Genomic DNA, 17,480 nt, shown 5'->3' on the forward strand with positions numbered 1-17,480 from the left:
CCGTCAATATCGAGGGTGTAAACTGATGGTTAACCGCAACATCTAGCAGCGGTATCCCAATCCTGTGGACATCGCGCCAGACAGCCGGATTTGTGAATCATCTCGGTTAACGCGACATGAAGATTAACCTCCCGGCAAGGGTTCGCTTGCCAAGCGGCGCGGCTTTCGCCACCTGCGGCGCATGAGCCTGACCACCACCCTCGTCCTGCTTGGCGTCGCCCTCGCCGTCATGGTCTTTTGCGGATGGCGCGGCGCCCGGCCGCCGGATCCGTTCAAGGGACCGCGCCTGATGCCGTGGCGGTTCCTGATGGTCGGCGCGGCGGCGATCGCCATGCTGCTGCTGATCCACCTGGCGACGCTGTTCGGCGCCGAGCGTGCGCCCTGGATACCCGGCGCCTAGAGGCGGGAACCCGATCACGGCCGGTCGGTTGAACCTTGCGAACCACTCAAGGAGAGACCGCGTGTCCGACAAACTGACCCCCGCCGAGGCCGAGAAGGAATTCTGGAAGAGCCTGAAGGAGTCCAACACCGGCATGCTGGGCATCGATCGCCCCGGCTATCACCACCAACCCATGACCGGTTTCGGCGAGGACGAGACGGGGACCATCTGGTTCTTCACCCGCGACGACACCGATTTCGCCCGTGACGTCGCCGGCGGTGGCCAGAACGGCATGTTCTGCTACCAGGCCAAGGACGGCAAGGTTCAGGCCTGCATCCACGGCCGCCTGGCCATCGATCAGGACCGCAGCCGCATCGAGAAATACTGGAACCCCGTCGTCGCCGCCTGGTATCCGGACGGCAAGGACGACGCCCACCTGACCCTGGTCCGTTTCGACGCCGACGACGGCCGCGTGTGGGTGTCCGACAAGGGCGCGCTGGGCTTCGGATACGAAGTCCTCAAGGCCAACCTGACCAAAAGCGTCCCAAATGTCGGCGGCGTGTCGGACGTGAAGCTGTAAGAAGACTGACGCAAGTAAGCAGTCCCAGCCCACCACAATTCCGCCCTTAAGGTTGCGTCTTTCGCAACTCGATAGCCTCAGGGGGATGTGAGAATGCTGGGACTGCTGAGCGCGGCCATCATGACCTGTTCGCCGCCGGATGGGACGACCGCGCTCTTGGAAAGGCCCGAACGGGTCATCATGATCGGCGAGTTGCACGGGACGGAAGAGGCGCCGCGCGCCGTCGGCGAAATCGCCTGCGCTGCCGCGGAGCAAGGGCCCGTGGTTGTCGCACTGGAACTTGAAGACACGCTCCAACCCACCCTTGATGTGTTCATTTCACAGACGGACGAGGCGAGTGCATTGGCCACGTTGAGTGGCAGCTCTCTTCTGAACCGCGCTCGTCAGGATGGACGCACCAGCAAGGCTCTTCTGGCTTTGTTGCAAAAGGTGCGGATGCTCAAGGCGTCGGGACGCGATATCTCGGTCCACCTTTTCCAGCCCAGCATGACCCGAGCGCATGAACTGGATCAGGCGTGGTACGAGCTCAACATGGGTCAGCTTCTCAGCGAGGCGCGCCAGAACAGACCCGATGCGCGCGTGATCGGACTGGCCGGCAATATCCACGCGCGCAAGACCCCTCTCGCCAGATATCCGGACATGGGCATTCCCGCGACCGGCCATTTGCCTGCGAGAGAAACGTTGAGCCTCCGGATCGCACAGCAAGGCGGCTTTGCTTGGAATTGCGGGCGGGATGCCTGCGGCGTGAATCCTTCGTTCGCCAGCGATGACAACCAGATGAAAGGCGTCGTTCTGACCCCAGTAGAGGACGGCGCCTACGACGGTCTGCTGGCGTTGGGACCGTCGACAGCCTCGCCGCCGATCAGCGGCGAGGACTGAGCGTAGATCATCCCCCGAAGCACCAGGCCAGAACCGCCTTCTGGGCGTGGATGCGGTTTTCGGCCTCGTCCCAGACCAGAGAGCGCGGCCCGTCGATGACGGCGTCGGTGACTTCCTCGCCACGGTGGGCGGGAAGGCAATGCAGGAAGACCGCTTCGGGATCGGCGAGATTCATAAGGGCTTCGTCGACGCCGTAGTGTTCGAACGCCGCCAGCCGCGCCTCATAGTCCTGGTCCCCCATGGAGACCCAGGTGTCGGTGACGACGACGTCGGCGCCCTTGACCGCCTCGCGCGGATCGCTGGTCAGGGTGACGGCGTCGCCGCCCTTGGCCAGGTCGCGCAGGTCCGGGTGGTATTCCGCCGGACAGGCGACGTTCAGATGGAAGCCGAACTTGGGCGCCGCGTGCATGAAGCTGTGGCAGACGTTGTTGCCGTCGCCGATCCAGGCGATCGTCTTGCCGGCGATCGGCCCGCGATGCTCCTCGATCGTCTGCAGATCGGCCAGGATCTGACACGGATGCGACCGGTCGGTCAGGCCGTTGACCACCGGCACGGTGGAGACGCGGGCGAACCGCTCGACATCCTCGTGGTCGTTGGCGCGGATCATCACGGCGTCGACCATACGCGACAGGACCCGGGCGGTGTCCTCCACCGGCTCGCCGCGCCCCAGCTGCATGTCCGAGGCCGTGGCGATGATGGACGAGCCGCCCAACTGGCGGATCGCCGCGTCGAAGCTGAACCGCGTGCGGGTCGAGTTCTTCTCGAAGATCATCGCCAGAACGCGGTCCTTGCCCGGCGCATCGGCGTCGGCGCGCCCCTGGGGCCAGCCCTTGCGGGCGGCCTTGCGGGCATGGGCGTCGTCCAGGATGGCGCGCAGATCCGCCGCGTCCAGCCGGTGGATGTCGAGAAAGTGCCGGACCATATGTCTAGCTCCGCTCATCCCCGCGAAGGCGGGGACCTAGTGCTGTGGGCGACAGCCGCCCGTCGGGTGTTTCATCCGTTGATCCCGCGTTCTCGAAAGAACTGGGTCCTCGCTTTCGCGGGGATGAGCGGATGTCGGGCTCAGGCCGCCAGTTTTTCGCGGGCGACCTCGCAGGCCGCTTCGAAACGGGCCACGGCTTCGCGGGCCTCGTCCAGCGTCAGGTTCAGCGGCGGCAGCAGGCGCACGCAATTATCGCCGCCGCCAGCGATCAGCAGTTGCTGCGTGTCGCGCGCCAAGGCCATGAACTCGCGATTGTTCGGCACCATCTTGATGCCGATCAGCAGACCCTTGCCGCGCACGTCCGCGATTACATCGGGGAAGCGTTCCTGAAGGCCGGCGAACTGCTGCTTCAGATAGCCGGCGACCTCGTTGACGTTGTTCAGCGTCTCGGGGCTGTTGATCAGGCTCAGCGCCTTTTGACCGACGGCCATGGCCAGGGGGTTGCCGCCGAAGGTCGAGCCGTGCACGCCGACTGTCATGCCCTTGGCCGCCTTGGCCGAGGCCAGGCAGGCGCCGATGGGGAAGCCCCCGCCCAGAGCCTTGGCCACCGCCATGATGTCCGGCGCCATGCCCGCCCATTCATGGGCCCACAGCTTTCCGGTCCGGCCCATGCCGCACTGGACCTCGTCGAAGATGATCAGGACGCCGTGTTCGTCGCACAGTTCGCGCAGACCCCGCAGGCACTGTTCGGGCATGGCGCGGCAGCCGCCCTCGCCCTGCACGGGCTCGACGATGATGGCGGCGGTCGTGGGCTTGGCGATGGCGGCCTTGATCGCCTCGTGGTCGCCCCACTTCAGCTGGTGGAAGCCCTGCATCGGCGGGCCGAAGCCCTCGGTATAGCTGGGGTTGGCGGCGGCGTTGATCGCGCCATAGGTTCGACCGTGGAACGAGCCGTCGAAGCCGTAGATGTCGAGCCGCTCAGGCGCGCCGTTGGCCGAGTGGTATTTGCGCGCCGTCTTCAGCGCGCATTCGACGGCTTCGGTGCCCGAGTTGGTGAAGAACACCACGTCGGCGAAGCTGGATTCGCACAGGGCGTCGGCCAGCGCTTCCTGACCCGGAATGCGGAAGATGTTGGAGACGTGCCACAGCTTCTCGGCCTGATCCTTGACCGCCTGGACCAGTTCGGGGTGGGCGTGGCCCAAGCCGTTGGTCGAGATGCCGGCGACGCAGTCGAGATATTCGGTCCCGTCGGTCGCCCACAGACGCGCGCCTCGGCCGCGTTCCACTTCCAGCGGCGCGCGATTGTAGACACCCATCAAATGCTCAGTGGACACGGGACCAAGACCTCCAAAAGCGAGACGGGCCCGCCGCGTGTGCGACGGAGCCGGATCAATACGGTCAGGCGTTGTCGGATTAGTGACGGTGTTAGTCAACACCGAGCACCAAGCCGCTTAAGGGTTGCCGGCGTCCGGCGCGGGCGTGCTGGCCGCAGGGGCGTCCGGCGCCGTTTCGGCGGCGACCGCTTCGTCCTTGGCCTGGATTTCGACCAGCTTCTTGTCCAGGGCCAGGCCCAGGTCGGCGATGAACAGGCCAAAGCGGGCGACGTCGACGCCCTTCAGATAGGACAGCTTGTCGTCAGTCGTATGGATGCGCTGGAAGACGGGCGGGACGAAGCCCTCCTTCAGGCCGTTGTCCTTGCCGCCGTTGAAGGCCAGCCACATCTGGTGGGCGCCGACCGCATCCTGGGTGCCCATCGACACCACCGGCACGCCTGCGGCCGAGAAGGCGCGGTCGTCGCTGGGCGGATAGGTCGGATAGGGCATGCAGTCGAAGCCGCGTTCGGCGCACAGGCTGCGCAGCGTCTCCAGCACGAAGGCCGATTGCGGCCCGTTGTTCTCGCCATACATGACCGTCTGGCCATAGGCGGCGACATCGGCGTTGATGACGGCGGCGATCCGGTCCTTGCCGTGTTTCGCCAGGAAGGCCTTGGCGCCCAGAAGGCCCAGCTCTTCCTGGTCGGTGAAGACGAAGACGAAGCGGTGAGCGACCGGCTGGCCTTCCAGCGCCATGTCCAGCGTCTTGGCCGCCTCCATCATCGCCATGACCGAGCCGACGTTGTCGACGATGCCCTGGGACAGCGTCCCGTCGCGCAGTTTCACCGCGTCATAATGGGCGGTCAGGACGATGTCCTTGTCGCCCTCGCCCACCGTGACGACGACATTGGAGCCTTCCATCGGGCCGGTGGCCTGGTTGCCGCCTTCAAAGGTCTGGATTTCGGGCGTGAAGCCCAACGTCCTCAGGAAACCGACCAGAACCTGGGTCCGTTCGGCGTTGGTGGGCTTGATGAACTGGGCGGCGCCGGCGGCGATGTCGGGGCGATCGCCGGCCTGGGGCGTCGCTTCCTGAGCGAAGGCGGGACCAAAAGCGGATGTGGCGGCGAACAGGGCCGTGGCGGCGACGAGCGAACGAAACAGCATGAAGCGGACCTCTCGGGGGAGCGATCCGCAACAGGTAGCGATCTAGCTCTTAAGACGCCAGCCCGAGCGGAACACCAGCCAGCAGACCACGCCCATGACCGCCATCAGCACGGCCGACCCTATGACGCCGACCGTCAGATTGCTTTCGGCATGGCCGATGAAGCCGTAGCGGAAGCCGTCGATCAGATAGAAGAAGGGGTTGTATCGGCTCAGCGCCCGGAACGGCTCGGGCAGGTTCTCGACCAGATAGAAGGTCCCCGACAGGAAGGTCATCGGCATGACGATGAAGTTCTGGACCGCCGACAGGTGGTCGAACTTCTCGCTCCACAGCCCCGCCAGCACCCCGGTCATGCCCATGATGAAACAGGCGGCCAGGGCGAACCAGACGATGGCGAAGATATTGGCGATGCCCAGCGGCGCGAACGGCAGCACGCAGATCGCCGTCACCAGACCGACCGCCAGGCCGCGCGTCGCGGCGCCCAGCGTAAAGCCCAGCGTCAGCTCCAGCGGGCTGAGCGGCGGGGTCAGGAAGTCGGTCGCCGTGCCCATGATCTTGGCCTGGATCAGGCTGGACGAGGCGTTGGCGAAGGCGTTGTTCAACATGGCCATCATGATCAGGCCGGGCGCGACGAACAGGGCGAACGGCGTGCCGTGCAGCGGCGGCCGCGCGTTCTGAAGCGCCACCACGAACACCAGCATATAGAGCAGCGTCGTGACCACCGGCGCCGCCACCGTCTGTGCGCCCACCTTCCAGAAGCGACGCACCTCGCGCAGATACAGGGTCTGCACCCCGATCCAGTTGATCCCCGGATAGCGACGCGGCTGCGGCAGGCCGGCAGGCCGGGTGGAGATCAGATCGGGCGTATCGGTCATGGCCCGCCAGATGCGCTCGACCGCCGCGCTTCGCAAGGCCGAGGTGATTGATGAATCGTGACTGTCCTGCGCAGTCGTCCTGACTCACCAGTCACGCGTCGCCATTCACCAATCCGCCTTAACCTTAACGATGATTCAATATCTGGTTTCTGTGGACAGGATGATTCGCACATCTTGCGTCTCTTAACGGCTGGTTTACGATTAGTTGTAGGTCAAGACCCCGGAGGGGGAGCCTGGACCTAGATATTGAATCCAAACTCGCTGGAGGGTGGCATGACCGCAGGCTGGACCGACGACCGCGTAGGCGCGCTAAAGAAGCTCTGGCTTGAGGGCCAGTCCGCGAGCCAGATCGCCAAACAACTGGGCGGCGGGGTCACCCGCAACGCCGTGATCGGCAAGGTGCACCGTCTGGGCCTGTCGGGCCGGGCCGCCCCGTCGCAACCGGCGCGCACCGTCGCCGCGACCTTCCGCACCGCGCGTCCGCGCCCGGCGCCGGCCGCTCCGGCGCAGCAACCTTCGGCCCCGCGCCGTCTGGAAGCCGTCCAGCCCAAGCCGGTCGAACCCGCAGCCCCCGTCCCCGCCCCGATCCCGGATTTGCCGGGCACGGCGACCGTGATGACCCTGGGCGCCCACATGTGCAAATGGCCGATCGGCGACCCATCGTCGCGCGAGTTCAGCTTCTGCGGCCGCCGCTCGTCGGAAGGCGTCTATTGCGTCGAACACGCCCGCGTCGCCTACCAGCCGCAAGTCCGTCGCGGCTCCAAGGAAAGCGGTTCCGATCTGGCCCGCAGCCTGCGGCGTTACATCTAAAGAGCGCTACGCTCACGACGCGGTCGCTCGCGACTTGAGCGCGGCGCTTCGCGCGGGTCATGCCCGCGTCACAGATGCTCTCCATTGAGCTCACTTCCCCCTCGCCGGTTCGCGCAAGCGGCCGGCGAGATTTCAGGGGCGGGGCTGCGGTTCATCCGGGTTGACGCAGCCCCATCCGCCCTTCGATCAGTTCAGCACCCGCCGCGCATCCGGCGTATCCAGCGAAAACGCCGGGATCTGCGCCTTGAAACTGCGCCCGTCCGCATCCGTCATATAATAGGCGCCCACCATCGACCCGCTGTCGGTGCCCAGCGGACAGCCCGAGGCGTAAGCGTAGCTGCCGCCCGGTTCGATCACCGGCTGTTCGCCGACCACGCCGGGACCGCGCACCTCCTCGACATGGCCGTGGCCGTCGGTGATGGTCCAGCGTCGCGCCATCAACTGCACCGTCGATCCCGTCAGGTTCACGATCTCGATCTGATAGGCCCAGACCCAGCGCCCTTCGTCGGGATCGGACTGGCCCGCCAGATAGCTGGGCCGGACCCGGATCAGGATGCCGTTCGTCTCGGCGGTATAGGCAGGACCCTCGTGCATGGGCTATATGCTCGCCCCGCCGCGCGCGGGCTGCAAGCGCGACTTGGAGATAAGTCGTGAAAACCGTGTGAGACAGACGCCATGAGCTCCTTCCAAGCGCCCCGTCCCGGCATCCTGCCCGCCCAGTCCATCGAGACGTTGATCGCCGCCGGCGCCGTCACGTCCGACACGCCCTTCGACCACGACCAGGTCCAGCCGGCCAGCCTGGACCTGCGGCTCTCGGATCAGGCCTGGCGGGTCCGCGCCTCCTTCCTGCCCGGCCGGCGCAAGGTCGAGGACCGCATCGCCGACGTGGCCATGCACGCCATCGAGATCACCGAGGCCGGCGTCGTGCTGGAAAAGGGCTGCGTCTATATCGTGCGCCTTCAGGAGCGGCTGAAATTGCCGAAAGGGTTGATCGCCCGCGCCAATCCGAAAAGCTCGACCGGCCGCGTCGATGTCTTCGTGCGTCTGCTGACCGATCAGGGCGCCAGTTTCGATGATGTGGCCGAGGGTTATGACGGCCCTCTCTATATGGAGGTCGCGCCCCAGACCTTCTCCATCCTGGTCCGCCCCGGCACGCGCCTGAACCAGCTACGGCTCAAGGCCGGCGATCCGCCCAAGCTGGAGACCCGCTCGGTCGGCGTCGATCTGCAGGGCGGCGACATCGTCGGCTTCCGCGGGCGTCGCCATGCGGGCGTGGTCGATCTGGACCACATCGACGGCCACGACCCGCGCGACTTCTGGGAGCCGTTGAGCCTCCGCCGTGGCGAACTGCTGCTGGATCCGGGCGAGTTCTATATCCTGGCCTCGTCCGACGACGTCGAAATCCCGGTCGACCAGGCCGCCGAAATGACGCCCATCGATCCGTCGGTCGGCGAGTTCCGCGTCCACTACGCCGGCTTCTTCGACCCCGGCTTCGGCACCGACGAGGCGCATGGCGCGGGCTCGAAAGGCGTGCTGGAAGTCCGCACCCACGACACGCCGTTCCTGCTGGAACACGGCCAGATCGTCGCCCGCCTGGTGTACGAGCCCCTGACCGAACGCCCCAGCCGCCTGTATGGCGAAAGCGGCAGCCACTATCAGAACCAGGGCCTGAAGCTGTCGAAGCACTTCAAGGCCTGGTGAAACGTGATCGGTGACTGGTGAATCGTGATTGGCGCGTGGTCGTCACGATTCACCGCTCACGACTCACGTCAACCGATCCGCCTTCCTCAGCCCCGGGAACATCGTCGCCCAGGCCCCGGTCGCGGCCAGGGCGCCGAACCCGCCGAATACCGCTGCGCCGACCGCGCCCAGCAGCCGGACCATGACGCCGGAATAGGCCTCGCCCAGTTCGTTGGAGGCGCCGATGAACAGCATGGACACCGAGGACACCCGGCCGCGCATGTGATCGGGCGTGGCCAGCTGGATCAGGGTCTGGCGCACATTGACGCTGATCATGTCCGCCGCCCCGCCGATGAACAGGGCCAGGCCCGACAGCCAGACGATGCGCGACAGGCCGAAGGTGATGGTGCACAGGCCGAACACCGCCACCGCCGCGAACATCCAGCGCCCGCCGTTCTGACGGATCGGATAGCGGCTCAGATAGATGGCCATGACCATGGCCCCCACGCCGAAAGACGCTCGCAAAAGGCCGAACCCCTGCGGCCCGACATGCAGGATGTCGCGCGCGAAGATGGGCGTCAGCAGGGCCACGCCCGCCAGCAGCACCACCACCAGATCCAGCGAAATGGCGCCCAGCACGATCTTGGTCTTCCACACATAGGCCAGGCCCTCCTTCACCGAGTCGACCGGCGACAGCGGATTGGCCTGGGGCGCTGGCTTGCCGCTGGTGCGGATCAGGATGAAGGCCGCGACGGCCAGCAGGAACATGCCCAGGGACACCGCATAGGCCAGGGGCACGTTCACCCCCACGATCACCCCGCCCAGGGCCGGGCCGGCGATGGCCCCGGTCTGGAACGCGATGGACTGGGCCGCAATGGCCGGCGGCAGGGCCTTGCGCCCCACCACCATCGGCAGGAAGGCCTGGCTGGCCGGCGCCAGAAACGCCCGCGCCGCGCCGAACAGGGCCGCGACCGCCAGCAGACCCCACAGCGGCGGGTTTCCATGCAGGGCCATGGCCAGGAACGATCCCGCGCAGGCCGCCTCGACCAGGATGGAGATCCACACCGTGCGCTTCCTGTCGCGCCGATCCGCCATCGCCCCGGCGGGAAGCGTAAAGGCCAGCAGCGGCAGGAACTGACACAGCCCCACCAGCCCCAGATACAGGCTGGCCTCCTCGACCGGATGATCGCGCCGGGCGATCTCATAGACCTGCCACAACAGGGCCGAGGACTGGATCTGGATCGCCAGCACCGCCACCACGCGGCCGAACCACAACAGGCGGAAGTCGCGAATGCCCCACGGGCTGGACGGGCCTTCTGGCGGAGATGGCGGGGCGGCGGGGCCGGCAGCGATGGATTCTTTGGTCAAGGTCTCGGCTTCGGCAGGAGCGCACCGTCTTCTCGCAGACGCGGATTATCCCTAAAGCATAGCCGCATGAGCCGCGCATCAACTCCCGTTATCGATCCTGTCGAACTGACCCGCGACCTGATCCGCATCCCGTCCGTCACCCCCGCCGACGAAGGGGCGATGGATGTGCTGGAACGGCATCTGACGGCGCTGGGCTTCACCTGCCGCCGCCTGGCCTTCGAGGGACCGGGCGGCGAGGGCGTCCATGCGCGGATCGAGAACCTGTACGCCCGTCGCGGGACCGCCTCGCCCAACCTGTGTTTCGCCGGCCATACGGACGTGGTCCCGACCGGCCCGTCGGATCAGTGGTCGTCGCAACCCTTCAACGCCGAGATCAAGGACGGCGTCCTGTACGGTCGCGGCGCGGTGGACATGAAGGGCGGGATCGCCGCCTGGGTCGCCGCCGTTTCCCAGGTGCTGGCGGACGGTGAACCCGCCGGCTCCCTCTCCTTCCTGATCACCGGCGACGAGGAAGGCCCCGCCCTGCACGGCACCAAACGCGTGGTCGAGGCCCTGGCCGCCGAGGGCGAGGTCATCGACGCCTGCGTGGTCGGCGAGCCGTCCTCGTCGCATCAGCTGGGCGACATGATCAAGGTCGGGCGGCGCGGCTCGTTGAACACCTGGATCACCGTCCAAGGCAAACAGGGCCACGTCGCCTATCCCGAGCGCGCCGCCAACCCGGCCCCGGTGATCGCGAAGCTGATGGCCCGTCTGAACGATCATGTGCTGGATGAGGGCTACGAGAACTTTCCCCCGTCGAACCTCGAAATCACCACCATCGACATCGGCAATCCGGCGACCAACATCATCCCGGCCCAGGCGACGGCGCGGCTGAACATCCGCTTCAATCCCAGCCATACCGGCGATGCCCTGATTGACTGGCTGAACCGCGAGGCCGGGGCCATGCAGGCCGAGACTGGGCTTCAGATCACGCTGGAGCACCTGTGCTCCGGCGAGGCCTTCCTGACCGAGCCGGGCGCCTTCGTGGAGGCGGTTCAGGACGCGGTCGAGGCCGTGGCGGGCCGCCGCCCCGAGGCCTCCACCACCGGCGGCACCTCCGACGCCCGTTTCATCCGCGCCCTGTGCCCAGTGCTGGAACTGGGCCTGGTCGGCCAGACCATGCACCAGATCGACGAGCGCGTGCCGACGGCGGAGTTGGAGACGCTGACGGCGGTCTATCGCCGGGTGATCGAGACGGTGTTCGAGCGGTTGTAGGTGCGGCCGTGGATACTCAATCTAGCCCATTTGGCTCACCTCAAACCGGACCCGCCGATAAGCCCGAAATGGGTGGATAGCTGACCTCCCGGATGCAAATCTATCAGCATGTGGAAAGCACAACGCACACCGCAAGACGTTGCCCGATATCTACGGGACTTCATCGAAGGCACTGGCGGCGATTGGGATTGGGACGACTTCACAAGCGTCACGATCAAAGATCGAGCGCTTGAAAGCATCCGCCAGCGGGCCACTCGAACTGAGCCGATGAAAGCTGACATTCAGCAGCTTCGGCAACTATTGGCTGAAGCTGAGGCGCTCTGTGAGAGGCCTTGTGATGTCCAATAAAGGTCGGTTTTCGACATCTCCGGACGCTGCAATCGCCATCGCCTAACTCCGCTCCAAGAACCGCAATGCCGTCAGCACATGCGTCTTCACGCCCAGCGGCAAGACCTTCTCGTTCGGCGAGAATTCCGGCGAATGGTTGGGCGCGGAGGTGGCGGGATCGACGCCGTCAGGACTGGCCCCGAGATGGTAGAAGACGCCGGGGATGACCTGCTGAAAATAGCTGAAGTCCTCGGCCACCGTGGTCGGAGGCGTGGCGGGGTTGACGTTCCCCGCGCCCGCCGCCTCGGTCAGGACCGGGGCCAGCCAGGCGGACAGGCCGGGGTCGTTGAACACCAGGGCCGCGTTCTGTTTGACGCCGAACTCGGCGATGGCGCCGTAAGCCTCGGCGACATGGTCGATGGCGGTCTCAGCGCGGGCGACCAGGGCGTCGCGCTGGGCCGTATCGAAGGTGCGCAGGGTGCCTGACAGCGTCGCACTGTCGGGGATGATGTTGTAGCGGACGCCGGCGTTGATCGTGGCGATGGTGAAGACGGTCGGGGTCGTGGTCGGATCGACCGTGCGCGCCGTCAGAGTGTTGACCGTCTCGACCACCTGGCCCGCCACCGCGATCACATCGACCCCGCGCCAGGGCCAGGCGCCGTGCGTCTGCTTGCCCTTCAGGCGGATGTCCACGCGGTCGGAGGCGGCCATGAACCCCTCGGGCCGATAGAAGACGCTACCCGGACGGCCCGGCACGACGTGCAGGCCGAAGATGGCCTCGGGCTTGGGATCGTTCAGCGCCCCTTCGGCGATCATCAGGGCCGCGCCGCCCTTGGGCTCTCCCGGAGGCGCGCCCTCCTCGGCCGGCTGGAAGACGAAGACCACCGTGCCGGCGATCCGGTCCTTCATCCCCGCCAGCACCTCGGCCGCGCCCATCAGCATGGCCATATGCATGTCGTGGCCGCAGGCGTGGGCCACCGGCACGGTGTTGCCCATATAGGTCCCGGTCGCGCTCGAGGCGAAGTCCAGGCCCGTCGCCTCCTGCACCGGCAGGGCGTCCATGTCGGCGCGCAGGGCCACCGTCCGGCCCGGCCTTGCGCCGCGCAGCACGCCGATCACGCCCGTCTTGCCGACCCCGGTGCGGACCTCCAGCCCCAGCGACCGCAGATGCTCGGCGATCACGCCGGCTGAGCGGGTCTCGGCAAACCCCAGTTCGGGATGCTGGTGAAAGTCGCGCCGCCAGGCGACGACCTCTGGCATGACGCGCTGCACGGCGGCGTCCACGCTGGCCGTATCGACCTGAGCCTGAGCGGCGCCGGCGGCAAGCAACAGCGCGAGTGTGGAGGCGGCGAACAGTCGGCGCATGTGAAGGTCCCGTGAAATTTTCAGCCCGACGACAGGTGACGGCGCCGCACCCGCTTGTGCAAGCCGTCGCGAACGCCGATTTCTGTCCGCATGGGTGAGAAGGCCTTCAAGAGCGCAAAGACCGAATGGCGCGACGTCGTTCTGGTCTGCCGCAAATGTTCGAAAAAGCTGGACGGCGGTTTCGGCCCCGGCGGCGATCTGACGCTGAAGAAGGCGTTGCGCAAATATCTGCACCTGAAGAAGGGCAAACAGGGTCGCAAGGGTGAGCTGACCGTGGTCGGCGCCGACTGTTTCGACATCTGTCCCAAGGGCGCCGTCGTCGCCGTCAACACGGCCCAGCCCAAGAAGCTGCTGATCATTCCCGCCGGCGCCGACCTGTTCGAGGTCAAGACGCGGCTCGCGCTGGATGACGGGCGGCGGTTGAAGCGGATCGACGGGGCCGACTGAGGCTCGGCGCCTTTCTTCCGTCGGCCAGCCGTGTCACAGCGAAATCATGGATGACACTCGTATAGAAAAACGCGTCGGCGTTCAGGCGACCTCAGACCGCATCTGGGATTTGGTCGCGGACCTGTCCGGCTGGGGCGCCTGGAATCCGATCGACAGAGACGTGTCGGGCGCCATCGCCTATGGCGGTCGGCTGAGCATGATCGAGGCGTGGCCTGGCCTGGCCGAACGCCATGCGGCGGCCCAGGTGGTGGAATGGCAGCCACGCGCACGGCTGGTCTGGGCCGAAAGGCGCGGATTCCTGTTCCAGAGCCTGCGTTACATCCAGATCGAGGAGCTGGCGCCCGGCAACTGCATCGTCGCCATCGGCATCCGCTTCTCGGGCATTCGCGGCGAGCTGTTCCATGACAAGCATCGCCCGGCGATCAAGGCGGCGTTCGAAAGCGCCGCCCATGGGTTGAAGGCGGCGGCGGAGCGCGCCTAGCGCCCGTCCTTCATCATGTCGATGACGTTCAGGATCGCCGGACCCAGGATGACGATGAACAGGACCGGCAGGAAGAACAGGATCATCGGCACGGTCAGTTTGGCCGGCAGGGCCGAGGCCTTTTTCTCTGCGGCGGACATCCGCAAATCGCGATTTTCTTTGGCCATGACGCGCAAAGCGGTGGCCAGCGGCGTGCCATAGGTCTCGGCCTGCGTCATGGCGGTCGCGACCGACTTCACGCCCGGGTGGTTGGTGCGCTTGCCTAGGTTTTCGTAGGCCATGCGGCGATCAGGCAGATAGCTGAGCTCAGCCGACAGCAGCGACAGTTCTTCGGCCAGATCGATCGACGACGGCCCCATTTCCTGACTCACCTTGGTGATCGCCGCCTCGATCGACATGCCCGCCTCGACGCAGATCAGCAGCAGGTCCAGCGCATCTGGAAAAGCCTGCATGATCGAGGTGCGACGCTTGTCGATGCGGTTCTTCAGATACAGGTTCGGCGCATAGAAGCCGGCCACCGCCGCCGCCATCGTCGCGGTCACCTTGTTCATCGTGGGCCAGTCCACGACCTTGATCACGAACAGATAGAAGGCCGCCACGATCATGAAGATGAAGGGCGAAGTGAAGCGGAAGAAGTAGAAGGTCGTCAGCGGACGCGGTCCGCGATAACCGGCCTGCACCATCTGCCCCGCGACCTTGGGATCTTCCAGCAGCTTGGACAGATTCAGCCGATCTACAATCCGCTTCTTGAACCCGTCGTCGGTGTGACGCAGCGCCCCCTGACCGCCGGCCATGTTCGCGCGTGACCGGCGTTTCAGGTCGTCGCGGCGTTCCGCAACCGCCTTCATTCGCTTGTCTAGCGCAACCCCGCCCGTCATCGACGACAACAGGGTGACGACCGTGGCGAAGACCAGCACACCCACGCCGATGCTAAGCAGGTTCTGCGGGTCGGTGATGAAACGGATAAAGCTTTCCATGATCCCGGCCTCAGAACTTGAACGAGATCATGCGTTTCATCACGAAGATGCCGGTCGCCATCAGCAGCGCCGCCATCAGCAGCATGAAGTTGCCGCGGAAATCGGTGAACAGCGGCATCATGTAAGAGGGGGTGGTGAACATGACCATCGTCATGACCGCCGGCGGCAGGGAGGCGATGATGCCGGCCGAGGCCAGGGCTTCGGACGACAAAGCCTTGATCTTCTCGCCCATCATGCGACGAGCGCGCAGCACGGCCGACAGATTGCCCAGCGCCTCGGCCAGATTGCCGCCGGTTTTCTGCTGGATGGCGATGACGATGGTGAAGAAGCGCAGTTCGGACGTCGGCATCCGGCCGTACATCTTCTCCAACGCCTGCTCCAGGGTCAGGCCGACGCCCAGGCCCTCGACCAGCGTCTGAAACTCCGGCCCCAGCGGCGCCGGGCTCTCGCGGGCGATGATCTTGAAACATTCGTGGACCGGCAGGCCCGACTTGATGCCGCGCACGATCACGTCGACGGCGTTGGGGAACTCCAACGAGAACTTCTTCATCCGCGACTTGCCGAGGAAACCCACGATCCAGCGCGGCAGTCCCAGACCGAAGACCAGGGCGATGCCGATGACCACCAGGATCGGCAATCCGAAGATCAGCGCGCCGAGGCCGGTTACCAGCCCGACCACGGCCGAGATGATGTAGAAGGTCGTCACGCTCAGGCTCAGCCCGGCCTGTTTCAGGCGCGACGCCAGGGTCGTGCGCGCCTTGCGCTCACGGCGGTCGGCATCCTGCAGCTGAATCAGGATCTGCTTGCGGCGTGCCTCGGGCGTATTGGCGGCAGCGGCCTTGCGGGCGATCGCGGCGCTCTTCTTGGGTTCGCCCAAGCTTTGCGCGCGCTTGACGGCCTGGGCCGACGAATCGTCTCCACCGACGAAGACCCAGCCCAGTCCGCCGATAGTGATGAAGGCCAGAACGGCGGCGAGAATCGGAAGCATCGTCCTACTCCGCCGCGTCCAGGGCGTCGGCCAGCTCGCGCTCCAGCCCGTAGTATCGGGCGCGGTCCCAGAAGCGGGGACGGGCGATGCCGGTCGAGCGGTGACGGCCGATGATCTTGCCGTTCTCGTCCTCGCCAGTGATGTCGTAGACAAACAGGTCCTGGGTCACGATCACATCGCCTTCCAGGCCCACGACCTCGGTGATGTGGGTGATGCGGCGAGAACCGTCGCGCAGGCGGGCGGCCTGGATGATGACGTCGACCGAGCCGACGATCATCTCGCGAATCGTCTTGGACGGCAGGCCGTAGCCGCCCATGGTGATCATGGACTCCATCCGGCTGATGGCTTCGCGCGGGCTGTTGGCGTGCAGCGTGCCCATCGAGCCGTCGTGGCCCGTGTTCATGGCCTGCAACAGGTCGAACGCCTCGGGTCCGCGCACCTCGCCGACGATGATCCGCTCGGGACGCATCCGCAGGCAGTTCTTGACCAGATCCCGCATCGTGATCGTGCCCTGGCCTTCCAGGTTCGGCGGGCGGGTTTCCAGACGCACGACGTGCGGCTGCTGGAGCTGCAGCTCGGCGGCGTCCTCGCAGGTGATGACCCGCTCGGTCGGGTCGATGAAGGCCGTCAGGGTGTTCAGCAGGGTCGTCTTGCCCGAGCCGGTGCCGCCCGAGATGACCAGATTGCATCGCGACGCGCCGATAACGCCCAGGACACGCGCGCCCTCGGGACTGATGGAGGCGTACTCCACCAGATTCTTCATCGTCAGCTTGTCTTTCTTGAACTTGCGGATCGTCAGCGTCGGGCCATCGATGGCCAGCGGCGGGGCGATGACGTTGACGCGCGAGCCGTCCGGCAAGCGGGCGTCGCAGATGGGGCTCGATTCATCCACGCGGCGGCCGACCTGGCTCACGATCCGCTGGCAGATGTTCATCAGCTGGGTGTTGTCGCGGAAACGCACATTGGTCAGCTGGACCTTGCCCGCGACCTCGATGAAGACACGGCCCGCGCCATTGACCATGATGTCGGCGATGTCGTCGCGGCTCAGCAGCGGCTCCAGCGGACCATAGCCCAGGACGTCGTTGACGATGTCCTGAACCAGATGCTCCTGCTCGGCGACCGACATGGAGACGTTCTTGATCGCCACCAGTTCAGCGACGATGTCACGGATCTCTTCCGACGCCGCCTTCTGGTCCAGATGCGCCAGTTGGGCCAGGTCGATAGTGTTCATCAACGCGTTGAAGATCGTCGTCTTCGTCGCGTGATAATAGTCGCTCTGTTCCCGGACGATCTCGGCGACCGCTTGAGCCTTCTTTAGCTGTTCAAGACCCGCCGTGGCCTTGGGGCCCGTGCCGGCGACATTGCCGGTGGGACGCGGCGCTTCAGGCGCCGGCTTGGGCTTGGGACGCGAGGCCAGGGCGTCCAGACGATCGGCTGGCGCAGGCTGGGTCGGGGCAGACGCGCGGTCGAAGGCGTCGGCCGCCGGTTCCAGATCCTCGTCGGCATAGGCAAAGGCCGATGCGTTGGTCGCCGCCGCCATCGGCGCAGCGGCTGGCTGCATGCTGAACACGGACACAGGTTCGCCGCCGGGCGCGGATGCCGGCGCGGGGGCCGGGGCCGGCCGCAGGGGCGCAGGGGCGGCTCCGGGCTGACCTGTGCGTTTGCCAAACATG

18 protein-coding genes are annotated in these 17,480 nt (G+C 66.0%); 8 read left to right on the forward strand and 10 right to left on the reverse strand.

All coding sequences use genetic code 11. From position 1 onward, the window contains the following. Positions 1 to 181 precede the first annotated feature (181 nt). The 3 genes from ABIB58_RS11325 (at position 182) to ABIB58_RS11335 (ending at position 1,838) form a co-directional block, all read left to right on the forward strand. Positions 182 to 400, forward strand: coding sequence for a hypothetical protein (locus ABIB58_RS11325; RefSeq protein ID WP_045810644.1), 219 nt, complete (start codon positions 182 to 184; stop codon positions 398 to 400). Positions 401 to 461: 61 nt separating this feature from the next. Next, on the forward strand, positions 462 to 959 hold the full coding sequence (locus tag ABIB58_RS11330; protein WP_045810645.1) for a pyridoxamine 5'-phosphate oxidase family protein: 498 nt from the start codon (positions 462 to 464) through the stop codon (positions 957 to 959). A gap of 93 nt (positions 960 to 1,052) precedes the next feature. After that, a complete protein-coding gene (locus ABIB58_RS11335; protein ID WP_045810646.1) occupies positions 1,053 to 1,838 on the forward strand; it encodes a TraB/GumN family protein in 786 nt (261 codons plus the stop codon). A 7-nt stretch (positions 1,839 to 1,845) separates the two neighbouring features. Here ABIB58_RS11335 and argF read toward each other — a convergent pair whose 3' ends face one another. The 4 genes from argF to ABIB58_RS11355 all read right to left on the reverse strand — a co-directional run bounded on the left by argF (position 1,846) and on the right by ABIB58_RS11355 (position 6,110). Further along, positions 1,846 to 2,760 (reverse strand): ornithine carbamoyltransferase, encoded by a 915-nt coding sequence (gene argF / locus ABIB58_RS11340; RefSeq protein ID WP_045810647.1) that lies wholly within the window; start codon positions 2,758 to 2,760, stop codon positions 1,846 to 1,848. A gap of 140 nt (positions 2,761 to 2,900) precedes the next feature. After that, a complete protein-coding gene (locus ABIB58_RS11345; RefSeq protein ID WP_255360404.1) occupies positions 2,901 to 4,094 on the reverse strand; it encodes an aspartate aminotransferase family protein in 1,194 nt (397 codons plus the stop codon). Between the two features lie 117 nt (positions 4,095 to 4,211). Beyond that, positions 4,212 to 5,237: a M28 family metallopeptidase gene (locus ABIB58_RS11350; RefSeq protein WP_045810649.1), complete on the reverse strand. Its 1,026-nt coding sequence runs from the start codon at positions 5,235 to 5,237 to the stop codon at positions 4,212 to 4,214. A gap of 42 nt (positions 5,238 to 5,279) precedes the next feature. Further along, complete coding sequence (locus ABIB58_RS11355) at positions 5,280 to 6,110, reverse strand: ABC transporter permease (RefSeq protein WP_045810698.1); 831 nt, start codon at positions 6,108 to 6,110, stop codon at positions 5,280 to 5,282. A gap of 273 nt (positions 6,111 to 6,383) precedes the next feature. Between ABIB58_RS11355 and gcrA the strand changes: the two genes are divergently transcribed. Next, a complete protein-coding gene (gcrA, locus tag ABIB58_RS11360; protein ID WP_017506617.1) occupies positions 6,384 to 6,920 on the forward strand; it encodes a cell cycle sigma 70 cofactor GcrA in 537 nt (178 codons plus the stop codon). Positions 6,921 to 7,106: 186 nt separating this feature from the next. Here the strand turns inward: gcrA and apaG are convergent, their stop codons facing one another. Next, positions 7,107 to 7,514 (reverse strand): Co2+/Mg2+ efflux facilitator ApaG/CorD, encoded by a 408-nt coding sequence (gene apaG, locus ABIB58_RS11365; RefSeq protein WP_045810651.1) that lies wholly within the window; start codon positions 7,512 to 7,514, stop codon positions 7,107 to 7,109. An 81-nt stretch (positions 7,515 to 7,595) separates the two neighbouring features. On the opposite strand from apaG, the gene ABIB58_RS11370 reads away from it, so the two are divergent. Further along, a complete protein-coding gene (locus ABIB58_RS11370; RefSeq protein WP_045810652.1) occupies positions 7,596 to 8,621 on the forward strand; it encodes a 2'-deoxycytidine 5'-triphosphate deaminase in 1,026 nt (341 codons plus the stop codon). A 63-nt stretch (positions 8,622 to 8,684) separates the two neighbouring features. On the opposite strand, the gene ABIB58_RS11375 is transcribed toward ABIB58_RS11370, so the two are convergent. Then, a complete protein-coding gene (locus ABIB58_RS11375; protein ID WP_354040967.1) occupies positions 8,685 to 9,968 on the reverse strand; it encodes an MFS transporter in 1,284 nt (427 codons plus the stop codon). A gap of 66 nt (positions 9,969 to 10,034) precedes the next feature. Here ABIB58_RS11375 and dapE point away from each other — a divergent pair, with 66 nt between their 5' ends. Further along, complete coding sequence (gene dapE / locus ABIB58_RS11380; protein WP_354040969.1) at positions 10,035 to 11,222, forward strand: succinyl-diaminopimelate desuccinylase; 1,188 nt, start codon at positions 10,035 to 10,037, stop codon at positions 11,220 to 11,222. A 390-nt stretch (positions 11,223 to 11,612) separates the two neighbouring features. Here the strand turns inward: dapE and ABIB58_RS11385 are convergent, their stop codons facing one another. Continuing rightward, positions 11,613 to 12,914, reverse strand: a complete 1,302-nt coding sequence (locus ABIB58_RS11385; protein ID WP_354040971.1) for an amidohydrolase — start codon at positions 12,912 to 12,914, stop codon at positions 11,613 to 11,615. Between the two features lie 90 nt (positions 12,915 to 13,004). On the opposite strand from ABIB58_RS11385, the gene ABIB58_RS11390 reads away from it, so the two are divergent. Both ABIB58_RS11390 and ABIB58_RS11395 read left to right on the forward strand, forming a co-directional pair. Then, entirely contained in the window at positions 13,005 to 13,361 is a 357-nt protein-coding gene (locus ABIB58_RS11390) for a hypothetical protein (RefSeq protein WP_354040973.1), read from the forward strand. Between the two features lie 46 nt (positions 13,362 to 13,407). Further along, entirely contained in the window at positions 13,408 to 13,842 is a 435-nt protein-coding gene (locus tag ABIB58_RS11395; protein ID WP_354040975.1) for an SRPBCC family protein, read from the forward strand. On the opposite strand, the gene ABIB58_RS11400 is transcribed toward ABIB58_RS11395, so the two are convergent. From ABIB58_RS11400 to ABIB58_RS11410, 3 genes are read right to left on the reverse strand one after another with little or no spacing between them, the layout of a single operon-like run. After that, entirely contained in the window at positions 13,839 to 14,819 is a 981-nt protein-coding gene (locus tag ABIB58_RS11400; RefSeq protein ID WP_354040977.1) for a type II secretion system F family protein, read from the reverse strand. The genes ABIB58_RS11395 and ABIB58_RS11400 overlap by 4 nt on opposite strands. Before the next feature lie 10 nt (positions 14,820 to 14,829). Continuing rightward, positions 14,830 to 15,807, reverse strand: coding sequence for a type II secretion system F family protein (locus ABIB58_RS11405; protein ID WP_354040979.1), 978 nt, complete (start codon positions 15,805 to 15,807; stop codon positions 14,830 to 14,832). A 4-nt stretch (positions 15,808 to 15,811) separates the two neighbouring features. Continuing rightward, on the reverse strand, positions 15,812 to 17,479 hold the full coding sequence (locus tag ABIB58_RS11410) for a TadA family conjugal transfer-associated ATPase (RefSeq protein ID WP_354040980.1): 1,668 nt from the start codon (positions 17,477 to 17,479) through the stop codon (positions 15,812 to 15,814). Position 17,480 lies beyond the last annotated feature (1 nt).

Source organism: Brevundimonas sp. UYEF29 (genome assembly GCF_040546195.1).
Taxonomy (GTDB): Bacteria; Pseudomonadota; Alphaproteobacteria; order Caulobacterales; family Caulobacteraceae; genus Brevundimonas; species Brevundimonas huaxiensis.

Coding starts and splice junctions, on each gene's coding strand:
- ABIB58_RS11385 (WP_354040971.1), bottom strand. CDS start 12,914: ATGCGCCGACTGTTCGCCGCCTCCACACTCGCGCTGTTGCTTGCCGCC.
- ABIB58_RS11350 (WP_045810649.1), bottom strand. CDS start 5,237: ATGCTGTTTCGTTCGCTCGTCGCCGCCACGGCCCTGTTCGCCGCCACA.
- ABIB58_RS11405 (WP_354040979.1), bottom strand. CDS start 15,807: ATGCTTCCGATTCTCGCCGCCGTTCTGGCCTTCATCACTATCGGCGGA.
- ABIB58_RS11335 (WP_045810646.1), top strand. CDS start 1,053: ATGCTGGGACTGCTGAGCGCGGCCATCATGACCTGTTCGCCGCCGGAT.
- ABIB58_RS11355 (WP_045810698.1), bottom strand. CDS start 6,110: ATGACCGATACGCCCGATCTGATCTCCACCCGGCCTGCCGGCCTGCCG.
- ABIB58_RS11390 (WP_354040973.1), top strand. CDS start 13,005: ATGGGTGAGAAGGCCTTCAAGAGCGCAAAGACCGAATGGCGCGACGTC.
- gcrA (WP_017506617.1), top strand. CDS start 6,384: ATGACCGCAGGCTGGACCGACGACCGCGTAGGCGCGCTAAAGAAGCTC.
- dapE (WP_354040969.1), top strand. CDS start 10,035: ATGAGCCGCGCATCAACTCCCGTTATCGATCCTGTCGAACTGACCCGC.
- ABIB58_RS11400 (WP_354040977.1), bottom strand. CDS start 14,819: ATGGAAAGCTTTATCCGTTTCATCACCGACCCGCAGAACCTGCTTAGC.
- argF (WP_045810647.1), bottom strand. CDS start 2,760: ATGGTCCGGCACTTTCTCGACATCCACCGGCTGGACGCGGCGGATCTG.
- ABIB58_RS11410 (WP_354040980.1), bottom strand. CDS start 17,479: ATGTTTGGCAAACGCACAGGTCAGCCCGGAGCCGCCCCTGCGCCCCTG.
- ABIB58_RS11370 (WP_045810652.1), top strand. CDS start 7,596: ATGAGCTCCTTCCAAGCGCCCCGTCCCGGCATCCTGCCCGCCCAGTCC.
- ABIB58_RS11395 (WP_354040975.1), top strand. CDS start 13,408: ATGGATGACACTCGTATAGAAAAACGCGTCGGCGTTCAGGCGACCTCA.
- apaG (WP_045810651.1), bottom strand. CDS start 7,514: ATGCACGAGGGTCCTGCCTATACCGCCGAGACGAACGGCATCCTGATC.
- ABIB58_RS11325 (WP_045810644.1), top strand. CDS start 182: ATGAGCCTGACCACCACCCTCGTCCTGCTTGGCGTCGCCCTCGCCGTC.